This window comes from Actinomadura craniellae (assembly GCF_003289645.1).
GTDB classification, from domain to species: Bacteria; Actinomycetota; Actinomycetes; order Streptosporangiales; family Streptosporangiaceae; genus Actinomadura_D; species Actinomadura_D craniellae.
On sequence record NZ_QLYX01000005.1, the window covers coordinates 153969 to 171538 of the forward strand.

Genomic DNA, 17570 nt, shown 5'->3' on the forward strand with positions numbered 1-17570 from the left:
CGAGGCCGGCGCCTGCGGCGCCGGCCTCTTCGCGCGGGGCTCAGACCGCGGCGGTGTGGTGGTTGGACGGGACCGTCAGGGCGTAGATGACCAGGACGCACAGGGCGATGGTGACGATGGACCACAGCGGGAAGGCGGCCAGGAACAGCAGGTGGCCGATGGCCACCAGCGCCGCCAGGACGATGGCCGCCATGCGCGCCCACGTCTGGCCGGTGAAGAGACCCCAGGCGATGACCAGCTGGATGATGCCGACGATCAGCCAGGTCCAGCCCCAGGCGGTGAAGTTGAAGATGAGGACCTCGTTGCCCGTGACCACGTAGTAGGCCTTCTTGAAGATGCCCACCAGGCCGTTGATCACGTTGTAGATGCCGATGAGCAGGAAGATGATGGCGGCGAAGCTGAGCCAGCCCGAGGTCGTGGGACGGCGGGTGGACGATGAGGTGGCCATGTGGCTCTCCCCCTTTCGGTCGGTGTCTCCCGCCGCACCTCGGTGGTGCAAAGCTGCGGGGCGCGGCCTCGATGGGGGGTGAGCGGCCCTGAGGGTTGATCACCTTCCTTGCTTTTACCCGGACTTAGCAGGAGAAAAGGGCGGCTAAGCGTCAAGTTCCCACCATGCTTCGCTGCGCGCGATCGTGGCCTCCCCGTCAAGTTAACTTTTCAGATTGACTTAGTAGGTATTTCGCTCCATCCTGTTCGCATGTGGTTCGGCGGTCCCCGTCATGCCCGCCTGCACGTCGACCTGCGGCGGCAGGCCAGCGCGCTGTGTCCGGGAGTTCGCGTCTGCTCGTGAACTGACGGATCCACCCAGAACAGGTACCTGCATGACCATCGACACGTCCGCACCGACCCGCGTCCGGCCCGGCGAGATCGCCCGGGCACTGGCCGACGACCCCGACGCATGGGTGACCCGGGTGCGGCTGAGCAATGAGGGGCGCTGGTACGAGCGCCTGCACCGGGACGAGGAGTACGAGGTCTGGCTGATCAGCTGGCTGCCGGGGCAGTCGACCGGTCTCCACGACCACGGCGGGTCCCGGGGGGCCTTCGCGGTCGCCCTGGGCTCCCTGGAGGAACGGGACCTGGGCGCGTCCCGGACGCTCGGGCCGGGAGAGCTGCGCGAGTTCGGGGCCGAGCACGTGCACGAGGTGCGCAACACCTCCGCCGCCCCGGCCGTCAGCGTGCACGTGTACTCGCCGCCGCTGAGCACGATGCGGCGGTTCGAGCTGACCACCGAGGGAGAGCTGATCCAGCTCGTCGAGGAAGAGGCCGAACAGTGGTGAGACGACGCTCGATCGACGAGATCCTGGCCGCGGCGCGGGACCGGCTGGCCCGGCTGGAACCGGCCGCCGCGGCGGCCGAGGTCGCGGCGGGGGCGCTGCTCGTGGACATCCGGCCGGCCGCCCAGCGGGCCGCCGAAGGCGAGGTCCCGGGGGCGCTGGTGGTGGAGCGCAACGTGCTGGAGTGGCGGCTCGACCCGGCCTCCGACGCGCGGCTGCCCCAGGCCACCGGCTACGACCTCCGCGTCATCGTGCTGTGCTCGGAGGGCTACACCTCCAGCCTCGCGGCGGCGTCGCTCCAGGACCTCGGGCTGGCCGGGGCCACCGACGTGGCCGGCGGGTTCCAGGCATGGGAGGCCGCCGGCCTCCCCACAGTGAAGGGAGCGGCACCATCGCCGTCGTGACCCTGGTGGGCAACCCCCGGCCCCTCTCCCGGACCAGGCAGGTGGGAATCGACGCCGCGCAGGCCGTCGCGACCCGGATCGGGCTCGCCGGAGTGGGTGCGGTCGTCGACCTCTCCGCGCCGCCCGCCGAGCGGGAGGGCGCCCTGGAGATCGTCACCTCCGCGTCCCTGCTGGTGGTGGCCAGCCCCACCTTCAAGGGGACCTACACCGGCCTGATCAAGTCGTTCTTCGACGGTTTCCCCCGGGGCGCGCTGTCCGGCACGGTCGCCCTGCCGGTGCTGGTGATGCACGACGCGCGGCACGCCCTGGCGGTGGAGGTGCACTTCCGGCCCCTGCTGGTGGAACTGGGCGCCACGGTGCCCACCCCGGGGCTGGCCCTGCTGGAAGCCGACATCCCGGGCGGCGAGGCCCTCGGCCGCTGGGCCGACCTGGTGGCGCCCCAGGTGGCCGCCGCACTGGCCGGGCCGGTCCGGTCGGCGCAGTCGGCCTGAAGAACGCGACGGGCCCCGGGCGATGTGCCCGGGGCCCGTTTTCCTACTTGGGTGACCAGAGGAGGATGCCGTTCAGGTTCCTTCGATCACCTCCTTCCACTCGGCGGCGCGGTGCGGGCCGCGCACCCCCGCGGCCCGCACCTCACCTCGCTCGCTCAGGCGGTACCGATGCCTCGCTCGCCAGGCGGACCGCTCGTCCCGCACGGCCCACTCCGCTCGCTCGCTCGGCTCAGGCGGTGGCGCGGAGGAGGGGGGCGGTTCCCCGGCGGCGGAGCTCGGGGAGGACGCCCTCGCCGAACCAGTACGCCTCCTCCAGGTGCGGGTAGCCGGAGAGGATGAACTCCTCGATGCCCAGCGCGGCGTACTCCTCGATCCGGTCGGCGACCTCGGTGTGGCTGCCCACCAGGGCGGTGCCGGCCCCGCCCCGGACCAGCCCCACCCCGGCCCACAGGTTGGGGGAGATCTCCAGGTCGTGCGAGGAGCCGCCGGCGCGGAAGTCCTCGTGCAACGCCCGCATGCGCCGCTGCCCGACCGAGTCGCTGGCGGCCAGTGCCCGCTGCGCGGTCTCGATGTGGGCGGGGTCGAGGTCGTCGAGCAGCCGGCCGGCCTCGGCCCAGGCGGCCTTGGAGCTGTCCCGGCTGATCGTGTGCAGCCGGATGCCGAACCGCAGCGTCCGGCCCCGCTCCTCGGCCAGCTTCCGGATCCAGTCGACCTTCGCGGCGACCTGGGCCGGCGGCTCGCCCCAAGTCAGGTAGACGTCGACGTGCCGGGCCGCGACCGGGCCGGCGGCCTCCGACGAGCCCCCGAAGTAGAGTTCCGGCCGGGGTTCGGGCGGGGTCGCCACGGTGGCGCCCGTCACCTGGTAGTGGTCGCCGGCGAAGTCCAGCGGCCCTTCCCAGGCGCCCCGCACGATGGACAGGAACTCGTCCGTGCGCGCGTACCGCTCGGCGTGCGACAGGTGGTCGCCGAACCGGGCCTGCTCGGTGGCCTCGCCGCCGGTGACCACGTTGAGCGCCAGCCGGCCGCGGGAGATCCGCTGGTAGGTGGCGGCCATCTGCGCGGCCAGCGTCGGCGAGATCAGCCCGGGCCGGAAGGCGACCAGAAACTTCAGCCGGGACGTCTCCCGCAGTAGCGCGGCGGTGACCAGCCAGGCGTCCTCGCACCAGGTGCCGGTCGGGGTGAGCACCGCCTCGAAGCCGAGTTGCTCGGCCGACCGGGCGATCTGCGCAAGGTAGTCGATGTCCGGCGGGCGGAACCGGTTGGCGCTGCCCTGCCGCTCGTCGGGCACCCCCACCCCCTTGGGGACGCTGTGGCCGCCGCCGACGAGGGTGCGGCCGTCGCCGGTGGTCGGCAGGAACCAGTGGAACTTGAGCGTCATCTCGATGCGCCTCTCACTGCACGGAATCGTTGAAACGGCGGTCGAAGTAGTCCGCGAACCTCACCCGGCCGGGCAGCACCCCGGCGGCGGAGAACGCGTCGGCGACCCGCTGCTCCTCGGTGACCACGGCGTCGTCGATCTTGATGATCCTGGCGAGGCGGCGCCGGACGGCCAGCTCCGCCACCGGGACGGGCAGCCCCGTCTCCTTCGACCAGAGCGCGGCCCACTCCTTCTGGTGGCCGTTCACCCACAGCTGGGCGCGCCGGTAGCGGTTCAGGAAGTCCGCCAGCGCGGCCCGCCGGGCCCGGTCGTCGAGCGCCTTGCGGGAGGTGACCTGGAAGCCGTAGCCGTTGGTGTAGCCGTTGCCGTCGGCCAGCACCCGGGCCTTCGCCTGGTGCTCGGCCTGGGCGGTGTAGGGCTCCCAGACGGCCCAGGCGTCCACCCGCCGTTCGGTCAGTGCGGCGAGGGCGTCGGCGGGCTGGAGGAACTGCGGCTGGATGTCCTTGAAGCTCAGCTCGTTCTTCTGCAGCACGGTCAGCAGGTGGTAGTGGGCCGAGCTGCCCTTGGCGACCGCCACCTTCCTGCCCCTGAGCTCGGTGGGCGAGCGGAGCGGGGAGCCGGCGGGGACGACGACGGCCTGCCCGTCCAGCCGCTGCTCGGTGGCCCCGACGATGACGATCCGGGAGCGGGCGGCGGCGGCGAAGACCGGCGGGGTGTTGCCCACCGCGCCGAAGTCCACGGCGCCCGCGTTGATCGCCTCCAGGATGGGCGGCCCCGAGGTGAACAGCGACCAGCTGATCTTGTACTGGGTGCCGCCGAGCTGGCCGGCCGCCGCGAGCAGGGCCTGGATGCTGGCGCCCTTCTGGTCCCCGATGCGCAGGGTCACCTTGCTCAGGTCGACCTTGCCGTCGGGGCCGATCGCCGCGTTGCTCGCGCCGTCCGTCCCACCGCACGCGGCGGCGGTCAGCGTGAGGGCGGCGAGCAGGGCGGTCAAGCGTTTGATCATGGCGTTTCCTCGGGGGTGACGCCGAGCGCGGTGAGCAGGGCGGCGCGCAGGGCGAGCAGTTCGGGGTGGTCGCGGTGCCGGGGGCGGGCGACGTCCACCCGGGAGTCGTGGGTGATCCGGCCGTCGGCCAGGACGAGGACGCGGTCGGCCAGCAGCAGGGCCTCGTCCACGTCGTGGGTGACGAGCAGGATGCCGGGGCGGTGCCTGGCCCACAGTTCGAGCACGAGCCGGTGGATGGTGATCCGGGTCAGCGCGTCGAGCGCGCTGAACGGCTCGTCGAGCAGCAGCAGGTCGGGCCGGCGGACCAGGGCCCGGGCGAGCGAGGCGCGCTGGGCCTCCCCGCCGGACAGGGTCAGCGGCCAGGCCCGGCCGTGGTCGGCCAGCCCGACCTCGGCCAGGGCGGCACGGGCCGCGGCGGCCGGGTCGGGGACGTCCAGCCCGAGGGCCACGTTGGCGGCGACCCGCTTCCAGGGCACCAGCCGGGGTTCCTGGAAGGCCACCGCCACGGTGCCCTCGACCGCCAGCCGGCCGCCGGTGCCGGAGTCCAGCCCGGCCAGCGCGCGCAGCAGGGTGGACTTGCCGGAGCCGCTGCGGCCGAGCAGCGCGACGAACTCGCCCCGCCGGATCTCCAGGTCGACGCCGTCCAGCACGGTGCGGTCGCCGAACCGCCGGGTGAGTCCCTCGACCCGGGTCACCGGGCCAGAAAGCCGCGTCGCCATGCGAGCGCCCTCCTCTCGGCGGAGCGGACGAGCGCGTCGGTGACCAGGCCGAGCAGGGCGTACACCAGCAGGCCGAGCACGACGATGTCGGTGCGGAGGAACTCGCGGGCGTCGTTGATCATGAAGCCGAGGCCCGAGGAGGCGTTGATCTGCTCGGCCACGATCAGCGCGAGCCAGGCGATGCCCAGGCTCTGCCGTAGCCCGACGAGCGTCTGGGGCAGCGCGCCGGGCAGCACGATGTGGCGGACCAGCGCGGCCCGGCCGAGTCGCAGCACCTGGCCGACCTCGGCCAGTTTCCCGTCCACCCCGCGGATGCCGGCGAACGTGTTGAGGTAGAGCGGGAACGCCACGCCGAACGCCACGATGGCGACCTTGGGCGTCTCGCCGATGCCGAACCAGAGGATGAACAGCGGGATCAGGCCGAACAGCGGCAGCGCGCGCAGCATCTGCATCGGCGGGTCGAGGGCGTTCTCGCCGAACCGGCTGAGCCCGGCGACCAGGGCGAGGCCCACCCCGACCGCGGCGCCGAGGGCGAAGCCGACCAGTGCCCGCCGGAGGGAGACGCCGATCGCCTCGGGCAGCGTCCCGTCGCGGATCAGTTCCACGGCGGTGGCCGCGATCGTGTCGGGGGCGGCGAGCAGCCGGTCGGGGAGGATCCCGGTGCTGCCGGCGAGCTGCCAGACCGCGAGCAGGACCAGCGGGCTGAGCAGGCGCGCGCCCGCTCGGGGAAGGCGGGGTCGGGGGAGTCTGATCCGGGCGCGCGGGCGCGCCAGATCGAGGGAGGAGGTGGACACGGTACGTCCTTCGGGGTGAATCGGATCTACTACGGAGGTCGGCGGGCGGTGGCGGGGACCGCGATCAGCGCGGACAGAGCGCGCTGGCCTGCCGCCGGAGGTCGACGTGCAGGCGCGCGACGAGGGATTCGGAACGATTCACGGCACCCAGGGTGCAACAGATTCCCTAGTTAATCAATAGGTTTTATGGACAACTTGGATTGTCGGTGCCCTGCGGCAGGCTGGCCCCCTACCGGCGGAAGGGCGGAAGATGGCGATTCACGTGGCGAGTCGGCGGCGGAAGCGGGCCTCGATCGAGACCGCCCACCCGGGCGCGCTGATCCTGGACGTCACCTCGCGGGCCGACGAGCCCTGGGTGCGGTTCAGCCCCTTCTACCCGCACGGCGGGATCCCCGTCCCGCTCTCCCCCGGCGTCACCGCCCAGTCGGTGGAGGGCGTCTGGCAGGCGCTCAAGGTCTTCGCGACCACCGGAGTCGACCCGTCCCGGCTGGAGATCACCTCGATGCGGGGACTGAAACGCACCGTCCGCAAGCATGGCGAGGTGCTGGGCCACCGGGCGGGCCTGGCCGGCGAGGCGCTGCTGCCGTACGAGGAGGCGCGCCGGCAGATCTACCTGCCCGCCTACCGCTGGGTACTGGAGCACCGCGTCGCCGACCTCGTCGCCGAGTTGGCCCGGCTGGCCGCCGCGGGCGACGTCGTCCTGCTCGACTACACCACCAACGGCGACGTCGCCGACCTCTCCACCCCGCTCTCCCACGCCGCTCTCATCCGCGACCATCTCGCCCCCGCACCGGCGTGAACGGGCGCCCGAAAACGGGCCGCCCCGCCGGAGCCGTGTTCAGCTCCGGCGGTTCTCCAGGTCGTCGCGCAGCCGGAGGAGGGCGGTGCGGCGGGCTCGGGCGTGCAGCAGCGCGAGCGCGGCCGCGGCGACGAGGACCAGCCCGGCCGCCAGCGCGGTGAGCACGGCGGTGGCGTCGCCGCGCTGGGCGGCGATCGTGACCGTCCCGGCGGCGGTGCCCGCGGCGAAGCCGAGGGCGAGCCGGGCGGCGATCACCCGGTCGCGGGCGTAGAGCGGGCCGCGGCGGGTCAGCGCCCAGCCGGCGAAGCCGGCCCAGCCGAGGCCGACGGCGGTGAGCGCGGCGAACGCCAGGTGGGTGCGTGGCGGCAGGCCGCCCGGCTCGGTCGCCCACAGGGACGCGATGAGCACCGCCCCCGCCGCGCCGGCGAGCAGCAGCAGCACGTACCGCAGCCGCTGGCGGCCGGTCGGGCCGAGCCGGGCGATCATCTCCTCGGCGGACAGCGTCGGCTCCTCGAAACGGTCATCGGTCATGGGTGGAATCCCTTCTCCAGCAGGATCGCCCGCAGCATCCGGCGGGCGCGGAACAGCCGGGACTTGACGGTGCCCACCGGCACCCCGAGGACGTCGGCGCACTCCTGCAACGACAGGTCCTCCAGATGGAACAGGACCAGGACCTCCCGTTCGAGCAGCGGCAGGTCGGCGAGACCGGCCAGCAACCGGATCCGGTCGATCACCAGGTCGTCGGCGCCGGTCTCGACCGGTTCCACCGCCGGCGGGACGTCCCGCGCGTACTGCTCGCGCAGCCGGTTCGTCAGCGCCCGCCGCGCGATCGTGAACAGCCACGGCGCGAACCGGTCGGGCTCGCGCAGCCGGGGCAGGCCGCGCATCACCCCGATCCAGGTCTCCTGGGCCAGGTCGTCGGCGGCCTCGGTGGAGTCCGCCATGCGCCGCAGGTAGTTCCACAGCGGGACGTGCCACCGCCGCACCAGCCGGGCCAGCGCCTCGGGCTCGCCCAGCTGGCAGCGGACCACCAGTAGCGCCGTCTCCTCCGTATCGTCCATCCGGCCTCCTCGTCCGTTCACCTGCACAGTCGGGGCCGGAGGCCGAAAGGTTCATCCAGCACAACTCGCCACATAAAGTCCTTTGTAAGCAGGACCGATACCACATGCGGTCCCTGCGCCGTCCGATGCCGCACGGCCCGCCACAGCGCGACCCGCCGTGCGCCGACCAGCGAGGAAGGGCCCATGGGGGACGTGCCCGTACGGCTGGCGTCGAGGACCGGACGGTGGGTGGTGCTCGCCACCGTGCTCGGTTCGGGGATCGCCTTCCTGGACAGCTCGGTGGTCAACGTCGCGCTGCCCGCCATCGGCCGGAGCGTCGGCGGCGGCTTCTCGGTGCTCCAGTGGGTGCTCGACGGCTACCTGCTGACGCTGAGCGCGCTGCTCCTGCTCGGCGGGGCGCTCGGCGACCGGTACGGCCGCCGGCGGGTGTTCGCGATCGGCCTGGTGATCTTCACGCTGGCGTCGCTGGGCTGCGGGCTCGCACCGAACGCGGCCACGCTGATCGCCGCCCGGCTGCTCCAGGGCGTCGGCGGCGCACTGCTGGTCCCCGGCAGCCTCGCGCTGATCGACGCCACGATCGACCGCGCGGACCGGGGACGCGCGGTGGGCATGTGGGCCGGGCTGTCCGGTGTGGCCGCGGCACTCGGCCCGTTCATCGGCGGCTGGCTGGTGGACGCCGCCTCCTGGCGCTGGGTGTTCTACATCAACGTGCCGCTGGCCGCGGTCGCCCTGCTGGTACTCCTGCGGCACGTGCCCGAGAGCCGGTCCCGCGCCGCCGGGCGGCTCGACTACCCCGGCGCGCTCGCCGCCACCGTCGGCCTGGGCGGCGCGATCTACGCGCTGATCGAGGTTCCCGGCCACGGCTGGACGCCGATCAACGTGGTGCTGACCGCCGTGGGGGCCGCCGGGCTGCTGCTGTTCCCGGTGATCGAGCACCGGCAGCCGAACCCGCTGCTGCCCCCGGCGCTGCTGCGCTCGGTCCAGTTCGTCGGGGTGAACCTGACCACGCTCGCCGTGTACTCGGCGCTCGGCGGCGCCCTGTTCCTGCTCACCCTGCAACTGCAGGTCACGCTGGGCTACTCGGCGCTGGAGGCCGGGCTCGCCACGCTGCCGATGACCGTCATCATGATGACGCTGTCCGGCCGGATGGGCGCGCTGGCCCAGCGCATCGGGGCCCGCCCGCTGATGACCGCCGGGCCGCTGGTGGCCGGGCTGGGCCTGGCACTGATGATGCTCGCCCGCCCCGGGACGGGCTACGTCGCCGGGGTGCTGCCCGGCGTGCTGGTCTTCGGCCTCGGCATGGCCCTGACCGTGGCGCCGCTGACGTCGACCGTGCTCGCATCGGTCGACGAGGGGCATGTGGGGGCGGCGTCGGGCGCCAACAACGCGGTCGCCCGGCTGGCGAACCTGCTCGCCGTGGCCGTGCTCCCGCTGCTCGCCGGCCTGGACATGAACGGGGGCGGCCCGCTGGGGGACGGGTTCGGGCGGGCCATGATGATCTCCGCGGTGCTGTGCGCGCTCGGCGGGGTGATCTCCTGGTTCACCGTCCGCCGCACCGTACGGGTACGGACGCACCCCCTACCGGGCGTCAACCAGGCCTGCCAGGACCCCTGCACCCGGGAACGCGCGGAACAGGGCACCAAGCGACTCCGCTGATAGCCCGGGCTGAGGCTCGCACCCCGGTATGCGCGGAGCAGCGGACGACGGCCGCGCCTCCCCGGCACCTGCTCCCCGCACCCCGGTGCGCGCGGTGAACAGCGCCCGTACCCCGGTCGCGGAGCCAAGACGGCCGGCCTGACCGGCCGGATCCGGCGCCCCCGCCGGCATGATCGCCGGGACCCGGCTCGCCGTCCCGCGCGATACCGGGACCGGGTGCGGTCCGAGTGGCCGGGTTCACCCGGCCACGGCGGGCCGCAGCACGGGGTCGGTCACGCCGCCGGGGCAACGCCGGTAGCCCAGATCCCACCGGGCCAGGCGGGCGCCCGCCAGGAAGGCGCTGTCCAGGAAGGACACCACCGTCTGGACGGGGTCGTCGGCCGAGCGCGCGTCGTCGTAGCGCAGCACCGCCAGGTGGCCGCCCCGGGACTTCAGCCAGGCGGCCCGCTCCGGGACCAGCGGCTCCCCGGCCAGGCCCGCGGGCTCGGGGGCGGTGTAGGAGTAGAAGGCCGGCCACGGCATCGCCGTGTCGCCGAACCAGAACCCGGCGCTGATCACCTCGCGCGAGTACGCCTCCCGGGTGACCTGGTCGGCTCCGGGATCCACCTCGGCCTCGCGGCCGGAGAAACGGGTGACCGCGATGTCGAGGGTGTGCCAGAAGTGGTGCACCGGGCTGGTCTTGCCGCAGTAGCCGGCGGCGTAGCGGTCGAGGACCTGCGCCACCTGGGACAGCACCTGCCAGTAGCGGCCGGCCTGCTCCGGGTCATAACCGGCGTGCACGGTGTCCTCGGCGAACGGGATGTCGTCGTGCAGGCCGTACGGCCTGCCGAGGATCTCCACGTCGACGCCCAGCCAGTCCAGCGCGGCGAACAGGTCGCGGTGGAACTCCGCGACCGACCGGCCGGCCAGTGGCAGGGCGGCGGTCCGCCCATCCAGCGCGGAGACAACCAGCAGGTGGCCCACGAAGTCGAAGTCGATGCAGAACAGCGGGTCCCCGTCCAGCCCGCCCATCGGCCGGGTGGTGATGCCCCGCCCGGTGAGATGGAACGGGACGTGCCACCAGTGGTTGCGGCGCTGGCTCTTCTCCAGCCTGATCTTGCCCACGATCTGGGCGAACCGGTGCAGCGTCTCCTTGGTGTCGGCCCACTCCTCCAACGGCATGGCCGGAAACAGTTCCATGGCGAGACCCCCGTGTTCGGCGCGCCCCGGAACCGGCGGCCGGGGCCCAGGAATCCCCCTGCCCGCTGAGCGGACGACGAGACCCGCGGACAGCCGGCGGGGCTCCAGGGTGCGGCTACGGGATCGCGCGGGCCAGCGCGGCACGGGCGGCGTCCAGGGCGGCCTCCCGGTCCGTGCGGACCAGGCCGAGCCGGGTGCGGCGGTCCAGCAGGTCCGACTCGTCCAGCGCGCCCTCGTGCCGGACGGCCCAGACGAGTTCGGCGCCGGTGACCGGGTGGCCGGGGACGATCGGTTCCCGCAGCGCGGGGTCGGCGGCGCCGAGGGCGCGCACGGCCGGCGCCTCGACGCCGTACCGGCGGACCAGCCGGGGCGGGGCGTCGATCCAGGCCAGGGCCCGGCGCGGCGCGGTCCCGACAAGCGGGAGCCGGGCGGTCCGACCTGGCCCGGCCGGCAGGTTCCGGGCGGTGACGGCCGCGTCCACCGCGTCCTGGGCCATCCGGCGGTAGGTGGTGAGCTTGCCGCCGACGACCGTGACGACCCCGTCGGCCGAGGTCAGCACGGCGTGCCGCCGGGAGAGGTCCGCCGTGCGGTCGGAGCCGCCGGGCCGGTCGAGCAGGGGGCGCAGCCCGGCGAAGGCGCCGATCACGTCGGAGCGGCGCACGGGGGTCTCCAGCGCAGCGTTGAGGACGTCGAGCAGGAAGCCGATGTCGGACTCGGGCGCCTCGGGGACGTCCGGAATCGGGCCGTCCACCGGCTCGTCGGTCAGGCCGACGTACACCCGGCCGTCCCCCTGCGGCAGGACCAGCGCGAACCGGCCGGGCTCGCCGGGGATGGGCAGGTGCGTCCCGGCGAGCGGGTCGCCGAGGGCCGCGGCCCGCAGCACCAGGTGGGTGCCGCGGGAGGGGCGCAGCGTGACCCCGTCCACCAGGCCGCCGGCCCACACCCCGGCAGCGTTGATCACCGTGCGGGCCCGGAGGTCGAACCGCTCGCCGGTCAGTTCGTCCTGGGCGGTCGCGCCCGAGCCGGTGAGGGACAGGGCGCGGACCCGGGTGAGGATCCGGGCTCCGTACCCGGCGGCGGTGCGGGCGAGGGCGATCACCAGCCGGGCGTCGTCGGACAGTTGCCCGTCCCAGGACAGTAGGCCGCCGCGCAGCCCGTCCGCGCGCAGCCCGGGGGACAGCCGCAGGGCCCCGGCCGCGGACAGCCGGCGGGGGCCGGGCAGCGTCCGGTGGGCGGTGCCGGCCGAGACCCGGAGCAGGTCGCCGCCGCCGAGCCCGGCCCGCAGCAGGGCGCCCGCGCGGCGGGAGGTGCGCGGGGTGAGCGGCAGCACGAACGGCAGCGCGCGCACCAGGTGCGGGGCGGTGCGCTCCATCAGGATCCCGCGCTCGACCGCGCTCTCGCGGGCGATGCCGACCTGGCCTGAGGCGAGGTAGCGCAGCCCGCCGTGGATCAGTTTGGAGCTCCACCGGGAGGTGCCGAAGGCGAGGTCGTGGGCGTCGATCGCGGCGACCGACAGGCCCCGGGCGGCGGCGTCGAGGGCCGCTCCGGCCCCGGTCGCGCCGAGGCCGACGACGAGCACGTCGACGGTGGTACCGCCGGCCAGCAGGTCCAGGTCCGCGGCCCGGCGGGCGGCGGTCAGCGAGAAGTCCATGGCGCGCGCCCCTTCCGGCGGCCGGTCACGGCGCGAGGGCCCGGTCCAGGAAGTCGTGCAGTTCCTGGTAGAAGGCCCGGGCGGTGAGTTCGGGGTCGTCCTCGTCGGTCACGGTGCGCAGCGAGAAGGTGAAGGACTGCGCGACGAGCAGCACCGTGCGGGCCTGCCGGGGGGCGTGCTCCACCCGCACCGAGCCGTCGGCGTGGCCGTTGCGCAGGATGGCCTCGATGAACTTCAGCAGGCCCTCCTGGCTGGCGCCCAGCCGGTTCAGCATGTACGGCAGCAGCAGTTCGGGGTCGACGTCCACGATCTTGAGGAAGAGCGGGTGCTCGCGGAACCCGCGCACCCCGACCACGATCCCGTCGATCAGCTGGTCGCGGACCGGGCGGGTGCCGTCGGCGCCGGCCATCGTCTCGGTCGCGACGGCGAGCCATTCCCGCGTCATCAGCTCGCGGAACAGGGTGCGCACGTCGGGCCAGCGGCGGTAAATGCTCATCCGGGAGACGCCGGCCCGGCGCGCCACGTCGGTCAGGGTGGTGCGGCGGACGCCCACGGCCAGGATGCTGTCACGGGCCGCGTCGAGCACGGCGTCGGCGTCGATCCTGTTGTGTCGATTGGACGCCATGTGTCACAGTGTAAAGCACAAAGGGCGCAACATGCTCTGATGGTTCGGCGGCCAAAGGGGGCCATTCCATGGACATGTCGTGGAGCGGCTGGGGAGATCCGGCCAGGGCGGCACCGTTGCCCGAGCCGGTGGTCGGGCTGCTGCGCGACCTGCTCGGGGTACGGCCCCTCGACACCCCGCCGGTCGGGCTGGCCGACATCACCGTCCCCCCGTCCCGGCTGACCGGGGCGGCCCGCAACGCGATCACCCTGGCGGTGGGCGGCGCGGCCCACGTCCGGACCGACGCCGAGAGCCGGATCCGGCACACCCGCGGGAAGTCCACCCCCGACCTGCTGCGCATCCGCACCGGCGAGGTCTCCGACGCGCCGGACGCCGTCGTCCTGCCGGGCCGGCACGACGAGGTACTGGCCGTGCTGCGGACCTGCGCCGAGTACGGCGTCGCCGTCGTCCCGTTCGGCGGCGGAACCTCCGTGGTCGGCGGGCTGGCCCCGCAGCACGCCGGCCGGTTCGTCGCCCTGGACCTGCGCCGGATGAACCGGCTCATCACCCTCGACCCGGTGTCGCGCACGGCGACGCTCCAGCCCGGGCTGCGCGCCCCGCAGGCGGAGGCCCTGCTGAACGAGCAGGGCTTCACCCTCGGCCACTTCCCCCAGTCCTACGAGTGGGCCAGCGTCGGCGGGTTCGCCGCGGCCCGGTCCAGCGGCCAGGCGTCGGCCGGCTACGGCCGGTTCGACGAGATGGTCCTCTGCCTGACCGTGGCAACCCCGGAGGGCACGCTGGAGGTGGGCCGCGCGCCGCGCTCGGCGGCCGGCCCCGACCTGCGCCAGCTCGTGCTCGGCTCCGAGGGCGCGTTCGGCGTGATCACCTCGGTGACCGTGCGGGTGCGCCCGCTGCCGGAGACCAGGAGCTACGAGGGCTGGCGGTTCGCGTCCTTCGAGGCGGGGACGGCGGCGCTGCGCCGGCTCGCCCAGGACGGCCCGCTGCCGACCGTGCTGCGGCTGTCGGACGAGGCCGAGACGATGGTCGGCCTGGCCAAACCCGACTCCCTCGGCAGTGGCCCGCGGTCGGCCGGCTGCCTGGCGATCGTGGGCTTCGAGGGCCCCCAGATCGAGGTGGCCGACCGGCTGTTCCGCTCGCACGCCACGCTCCGCGAGCACGGCGGCGAGTTCCTCGACGCCGGGCCGGGGGAGAGCTGGGCGCGCGGCCGGTACACCGCGCCGTACCTGCGCGACTCCCTGCTGGACGCCGGGGCGTTCGTCGAGACGCTGGAGACCGCGGCCTTCTGGTCGGGCGTCCCCACGCTGTACGAATCGGTCCGCACGGCGCTCACCACCTCCCTCACCGCGGCGGGCACCCCGCCGCTGGTGATGTGCCACATCTCGCACGTCTACCCGGCCGGGGCCTCGCTCTACTTCACCGTCGTCTCGGCCCAGGGCGCGGACCCGGTCGCGCACTGGGCCCCGGTCAAGCGGGCCGCCAACGACGCGATCATCGCGGCGGGCGGCACGATCAGCCACCACCACGGGGTGGGCACCGACCACCGCGACTGGTACGCCGAGGAGATCGGCCCGCTCGGCGTGAAGATCATGCGTGCCGTGAAGGGCGCGCTCGACCCGGCGGGGATCCTCAACCCGGGCGTCCTCGTCCCCCCGGACCGGTGACGCGGCGCTTCACCGCCGTCGTCAACCCGGCGGCGGGCGGTTCCACCGGCACCGTGGACGCGCTGGCCCGGCTGCTGCGCGCGGCCGGCGCCGAGGTCGAGGTCGAGCCGAGCCGCGGGCTGGAGCATGCCCGGGAGGTGGCGCGGCGGGCGGCCGAGCGGGGGCGGGTGGTGCTCGGGGTCGGCGGGGACGGCATGGTCGGCTGCGTGGGCGGTGCGCTGGCCGGCACGGAGGCGGTCTTCGGGATCGTCCCGGCCGGGCGCGGCAACGACTTCGCCCGGGCGCTCGGGCTGCCCGACCACCCCGCGGAGCTGGCGGCCCTGCTGCTGGGCGCCGAGCCGCGGCGGATCGATGCGATCGAGCTGACCTCGGCCCGGCATCCCGGCGTGCCGGTGCTGGGCAGCGTCTACGCCGGGGTCGACGCGCTGGCCAACCACTACGCCAACCGGTCCCGGCTGCTGCGCGGCGGCGCCTCCTACTACGTGGGCGGGATGCGCGCCGTCGCGACCTGGCGACCCGCCGCCTACCAGATCACCGTGGACGGGCAGGTGTACGAGCGGCGCGCCTACACGGTGGTGGCGGCCAACTCCGGTTACTACGGCTTCGGCCGGCGGATCGCCCCCGCCGCACGGGTGGACGACGGGCTGCTGGACGTCGTCGTGATCCGCGCGGTCCCCCGGCCGCTGTTCTTCGCGGTGATGAACGAGCTCAAGCGGGGGACGCACGTCAACCGGCCGCAGGTGGAGACCCTGCGCGGCAGGGAGATCACGATCGCGGCCGACCGGGACCTCCGCTACGGGGCGGACGGCGAGGTGGGCGGCACCCTGCCGGTGACCGCCCGGGTCCTGCCGGGCGCACTGAACGTCCTGTGCGAACCCCCGCCGCCGGTCGGGGAACCGGGATGACGGGGCGGTAGTACTCGATCGGTTCGGTGCCGGGGCCGCGGCGATGCGCCGGACTGTTCCGGGAGGGCCGGAAGGCGATGTCCATGCCGCCGAGTTCGCCCAGGGAGGGCCGGGAGGCCAGGCCCGTACCGCCGGGCACTTCCCGCGCGGTCCGGCAGATCGGGCGATAACCGACCGGAGTTATCCACAGGCTGGGGATTGCGTTCGATCGCCCGCGCCACGTTATCCACAGGTTCATGATCTGGGGAAAGTGCGCGTGGAGTTGTCCACAAGGGTTCTCACGGGCCGAGCGCCTTCCACATTGTCCACAGGCTGTGGAAGAACTTCGTGCACAGGGGCCCACCTGGGCGACCGCGAACTTCTCCACCAGGTGTCCCCAGCGCGGTCCCCAATCGGAGCGACACTGTCCACAACCATGTTTATGCACAGGCGGCCCCGGATCCGGCACGCCACACCGGGACTCTCCGGTCGGGCCCGGCCGTGGCAGGCCGGGCGGAACCGGTCAGACGCCACCGGACCGTGCAACGGGCTCCTCCCGGTCGGCCTCGCCCATCAGTTCCGGAACCGGTCAGGCGCTGCTGGGCCGCGCAGCAGGTCCCCCGGTCGGCCTCGCCCAACAGTTCCGGAACCGGTCAGGTGCCGCCGGGCCGCGCAGCGGGTCAGGTCCGGCCGCGGCGGGCCAGGCGGCGGCCGAGATTCTGGGCGGGGGCCTCGATCCAGCGGTATGCAGCCCAGCTCAGCACCAGCAGCATCACCACGAAGATGAGCAGCCGGAGCGGGTCCTCCCGCTCGGGGATGAACCCGAACTGGTCGAAGGCCATCAGCAGCACCGGGTGCAGGAGGTAGACCGAGAAGCTGATCGTGCCCAGCCCGGTCAGCACGCGGGGGATCCGGCGGTGCCGCAGCAGCGCCCAGCCCGCGGCGAAGGTCAGCGCGGCCAGCAGCACCGAACCGGACCAGTAGCTCGCGAAGGCGGACGCCTGGTCCGCGGGCAGGGTGCGCGCGTTCCAGCAGCCCGCCGCGATGGCGGCGACCAGCACGCCGCCCGCGGCCAGCGCGCCGGCGCGCCGGGAGATCTGGCCGTGCTCGGCCCGGTAGAGCGCGGTCCCGGTGAACATCACCGCGAGGATGACCAGCCCCTCCCAGGCGCCGGCCCGACCGTTCACGACCACCAGCCCCAGCGCCAGCACCCCGCCCAGCACCCCGCCGGCCACCCGCAGCACGGGCCGGTCCGTCACGGCGGCGGCGATCGCCGCGACGAGCACCACCGTGCTCACCGCCACCACCAGGTCGACGCCCGCCGTGCGGGACAGCAGGGTCGTCGGTAGCAGCGCGCCCACCGCCAGTGCGGCCACCGCGAACAGCAGCGCCACCGGTGCCGACCGGCGGTGCGCGCCGGTCACGAACAGCGCGACGACCAGCAGGTAGAAGACCATCTCGTAGGAGAGCGTCCACAGCACGTTGATGGCGTTGGGCACCGCGAGGACGTCCTGCAACATCGTCAGGTGGGCGAGTGTCGCGGTCACCGGGTTGTACTGTTCCAGTCCCCCGCGCAGCCCCCGGACGCCCAGCAGGAAGGGCAGCAGGGTCAGCGCGCAGGCCACCAGCAGCAGCGGGTAGATCCGGAACAGCCGGCTGATCCAGAAGTTGCGCACCCGGCCGTGCCGCTCCAGCGAGGCCGGCACGATATAGCCGCTGACCAGGAAGAACACCAGCACGCCGTACTTGCCGGGTTCCAGCCAGGAGACCTCCACCCGGGCCCGTGCCGCCGGCACGAAGTAGTACGTCGCGTGGTGCAGCGCCACCACCAGCGCGGCGACGCCGCGCAGCAGGTCCAGCCACCCCAGCCGGGTCGTCGTGGACACGGCATCGCGCTGCCGCTCAGCGGTCGGAGTCACCACCCCGACAGAGTAGATGACGGTTTTTTACGGATCTGTCGGTAGGGCCATTTCCATGAAAAACCCGTT

Annotated in this window: 19 protein-coding genes; 7 read left to right on the top strand and 12 right to left on the bottom strand. The window is 73.8% G+C overall.

Annotated elements, in window-relative coordinates; translation table 11 throughout:
* Positions 1-40: 40 nt before the first annotated feature.
* Positions 41-448, bottom strand: coding sequence for a DUF7144 family membrane protein (locus DPM19_RS12930; RefSeq protein WP_111866767.1), 408 nt, complete (start codon positions 446-448; stop codon positions 41-43).
* Positions 449-821: 373 nt separating this feature from the next.
* On the opposite strand from DPM19_RS12930, the gene DPM19_RS12935 reads away from it, so the two are divergent.
* From DPM19_RS12935 to DPM19_RS12945, 3 genes are read left to right on the top strand one after another with little or no spacing between them, the layout of a single operon-like run.
* Positions 822-1277, top strand: a complete 456-nt coding sequence (locus DPM19_RS12935) for a cysteine dioxygenase (RefSeq protein WP_111866770.1) — start codon at positions 822-824, stop codon at positions 1275-1277.
* Positions 1274-1678, top strand: coding sequence for a rhodanese-like domain-containing protein (locus DPM19_RS12940; RefSeq protein ID WP_199485058.1), 405 nt, complete (start codon positions 1274-1276; stop codon positions 1676-1678). Before DPM19_RS12935 ends, DPM19_RS12940 begins: the two co-directional genes overlap by 4 nt.
* On the top strand, positions 1666-2169 hold the full coding sequence (locus tag DPM19_RS12945) for an NADPH-dependent FMN reductase (RefSeq protein ID WP_111867462.1): 504 nt from the start codon (positions 1666-1668) through the stop codon (positions 2167-2169). Before DPM19_RS12940 ends, DPM19_RS12945 begins: the two co-directional genes overlap by 13 nt.
* 229 nt (positions 2170-2398) lie before the next feature.
* Here the strand turns inward: DPM19_RS12945 and DPM19_RS12950 are convergent, their stop codons facing one another.
* The 5 genes from DPM19_RS12950 to DPM19_RS37070 form a co-directional block, all read right to left on the bottom strand.
* Complete coding sequence (locus tag DPM19_RS12950; RefSeq protein WP_111866776.1) at positions 2399-3547, bottom strand: LLM class flavin-dependent oxidoreductase; 1149 nt, start codon at positions 3545-3547, stop codon at positions 2399-2401.
* Positions 3548-3560: 13 nt separating this feature from the next.
* Positions 3561-4553 carry an ABC transporter substrate-binding protein gene (locus tag DPM19_RS12955; protein WP_111866778.1) on the bottom strand — a complete coding sequence of 331 codons (993 nt, stop codon included), beginning with the start codon at positions 4551-4553 and terminating at the stop codon, positions 3561-3563.
* On the bottom strand, positions 4550-5272 hold the full coding sequence (locus DPM19_RS12960; protein WP_111866781.1) for an ABC transporter ATP-binding protein: 723 nt from the start codon (positions 5270-5272) through the stop codon (positions 4550-4552). The genes DPM19_RS12955 and DPM19_RS12960 overlap by 4 nt, the downstream gene beginning before the upstream one ends.
* Positions 5245-6066 (bottom strand): ABC transporter permease, encoded by an 822-nt coding sequence (locus DPM19_RS12965; protein WP_111866784.1) that lies wholly within the window; start codon positions 6064-6066, stop codon positions 5245-5247. Before DPM19_RS12965 ends, DPM19_RS12960 begins: the two co-directional genes overlap by 28 nt.
* 64 nt (positions 6067-6130) lie before the next feature.
* Positions 6131-6208 carry a putative leader peptide gene (locus DPM19_RS37070; RefSeq protein WP_407642530.1) on the bottom strand — a complete coding sequence of 26 codons (78 nt, stop codon included), beginning with the start codon at positions 6206-6208 and terminating at the stop codon, positions 6131-6133.
* Between the two features lie 108 nt (positions 6209-6316).
* On the opposite strand from DPM19_RS37070, the gene DPM19_RS12975 reads away from it, so the two are divergent.
* Positions 6317-6865, top strand: a complete 549-nt coding sequence (locus DPM19_RS12975) for a DUF6939 family protein (RefSeq protein WP_111866786.1) — start codon at positions 6317-6319, stop codon at positions 6863-6865.
* 39 nt (positions 6866-6904) lie between these two features.
* Here DPM19_RS12975 and DPM19_RS12980 read toward each other — a convergent pair whose 3' ends face one another.
* Positions 6905-7396, bottom strand: a complete 492-nt coding sequence (locus tag DPM19_RS12980; protein ID WP_199485059.1) for a transmembrane transport protein — start codon at positions 7394-7396, stop codon at positions 6905-6907.
* Positions 7393-7926 carry an RNA polymerase sigma factor gene (locus DPM19_RS12985; protein WP_111866788.1) on the bottom strand — a complete coding sequence of 178 codons (534 nt, stop codon included), beginning with the start codon at positions 7924-7926 and terminating at the stop codon, positions 7393-7395. The genes DPM19_RS12980 and DPM19_RS12985 overlap by 4 nt, the downstream gene beginning before the upstream one ends.
* A gap of 183 nt (positions 7927-8109) precedes the next feature.
* Between DPM19_RS12985 and DPM19_RS12990 the strand changes: the two genes are divergently transcribed.
* Positions 8110-9582: an MFS transporter gene (locus DPM19_RS12990; protein ID WP_111866791.1), complete on the top strand. Its 1473-nt coding sequence runs from the start codon at positions 8110-8112 to the stop codon at positions 9580-9582.
* Between the two features lie 237 nt (positions 9583-9819).
* Here DPM19_RS12990 and DPM19_RS12995 read toward each other — a convergent pair whose 3' ends face one another.
* The 3 genes from DPM19_RS12995 to DPM19_RS13005 form a co-directional block, all read right to left on the bottom strand.
* The gene (locus DPM19_RS12995) at positions 9820-10761 is read right to left on the bottom strand and encodes a DUF5996 family protein (protein WP_111866793.1); all 942 of its coding nucleotides are present in this window, start codon (positions 10759-10761) and stop codon (positions 9820-9822) included.
* A gap of 115 nt (positions 10762-10876) precedes the next feature.
* Positions 10877-12412, bottom strand: coding sequence for a glycerol-3-phosphate dehydrogenase/oxidase (locus tag DPM19_RS13000; RefSeq protein ID WP_111866796.1), 1536 nt, complete (start codon positions 12410-12412; stop codon positions 10877-10879).
* A 25-nt stretch (positions 12413-12437) separates the two neighbouring features.
* On the bottom strand, positions 12438-13037 hold the full coding sequence (locus DPM19_RS13005) for a TetR/AcrR family transcriptional regulator (RefSeq protein WP_111866799.1): 600 nt from the start codon (positions 13035-13037) through the stop codon (positions 12438-12440).
* Positions 13038-13111: 74 nt separating this feature from the next.
* Between DPM19_RS13005 and DPM19_RS13010 the strand changes: the two genes are divergently transcribed.
* Positions 13112-14698, top strand: coding sequence for an FAD-binding oxidoreductase (locus DPM19_RS13010; RefSeq protein ID WP_199485083.1), 1587 nt, complete (start codon positions 13112-13114; stop codon positions 14696-14698).
* Positions 14695-15603, top strand: coding sequence for a diacylglycerol/lipid kinase family protein (locus tag DPM19_RS13015; RefSeq protein ID WP_111866804.1), 909 nt, complete (start codon positions 14695-14697; stop codon positions 15601-15603). Before DPM19_RS13010 ends, DPM19_RS13015 begins: the two co-directional genes overlap by 4 nt.
* Positions 15604-16262: 659 nt before the next feature.
* Here the strand turns inward: DPM19_RS13015 and DPM19_RS13020 are convergent.
* Positions 16263-17504 (bottom strand): acyltransferase family protein, encoded by a 1242-nt coding sequence (locus DPM19_RS13020; RefSeq protein ID WP_233510115.1) that lies wholly within the window; start codon positions 17502-17504, stop codon positions 16263-16265.
* Positions 17505-17570 lie beyond the last annotated feature (66 nt).